We start from the raw sequence: 1,066 nt of genomic DNA on the forward strand, positions 1-1,066 counted from the left end.
CCTGAATTCAACACATAAGTGCAACGCTCACCCCTGTATGCACTTCGTACGGCGTCTTCCAGCCCAAGCGCTTGCGCGGGCGTAGATTGATCCTCGCTACTGTCCGATTGACGGCTTCGACGGTCAGCTTGCTGAAGTCGCTGCCCTTGGGGAAATACTGGCGGAGCAGACCGTTGGTGTTTTCATTGGTGCCACGTTGCCAGGATGAATAGGGGTCTGCAAAAAAGACCTGGCACTGGCTCCGTAGCGCGATGCGTTCATGCCCGGCAAACTCCCTTCCGTTATCCAGCGTCAGCGTGTGAGCGGCATGGCCCTGAAGCATCAGATTGATCGCCCGCGTTACCTGCCGGCGCGTTCTGCGCTTGACCGGATAGGCGCTCAGATAGCCGCTTTTGCGATCAACCAGGGTCACCAGGTTACCGCCCAGTCCATGTACCGTATCGCCCTCCCAGTCCCCCAGGCGCTCGCGGCTTTCGACCTCGGCTGGGCGTTCACTGATTGACACGCGATTACGCAGCTGCCCGCGCCGATCGTGGCTTCCATAGCGTTTCCGGTAGCGCTTTCGGCGATGTCGCAGATAGGTATAAAGCTCACCACCGGCGCGCTGTTCGGCGGCAATGAACCGATAAATCCACTCATGGCTGACCGCCCGGCTTGGCTGCTCCTGCTTCAACCGCTGGGCGATCTGCTCCGGACTCATGCCATGCTTGAGCCACACCGGGAGATGATGGCTGAGCCATGTCGCCGGCTTGCAAAACTTGCGCGCACCCGCTCGACGAGCATCACTTTCATGGGCCGCAGAAACAGCCTTGTAGATATTCTGGGTGCTGTTGCGGCGAACCTCGCGACTGATCGTCGAGGGATGCACGCCGACCCGCTTTGCAATGCTCGCCTGGCTCTCTGCGGCGCTCAAGCCAGCCTCAATCTGGTAACGTTGTCCCTGAGTCAGCTGCCGGTAATGCGTAGTCATCTGCGCTTGAATCCTTCGGTGTGAGAGCCTGGATTCTACCGGTGGCTGGCTCTCTGCCTCTCGTTTCAAGCGTTGCGCTTATTCTATGAATTCAGG

The 1,066-nt window shown here is 59.1% G+C and carries 1 protein-coding gene; it reads right to left on the reverse strand.

Going from position 1 to position 1,066, the window contains the following annotated elements; genetic code table 11:
• Positions 1-7: 7 nt before the first annotated feature.
• Positions 8-970 (reverse strand): IS30-like element ISPpu17 family transposase, encoded by a 963-nt coding sequence (locus tag AC19YT_RS28265; RefSeq protein WP_004577240.1) that lies wholly within the window; start codon positions 968-970, stop codon positions 8-10.
• Positions 971-1,066 lie beyond the last annotated feature (96 nt).

The organism is Pseudomonas sp. MF08875 (assembly GCF_059862525.1).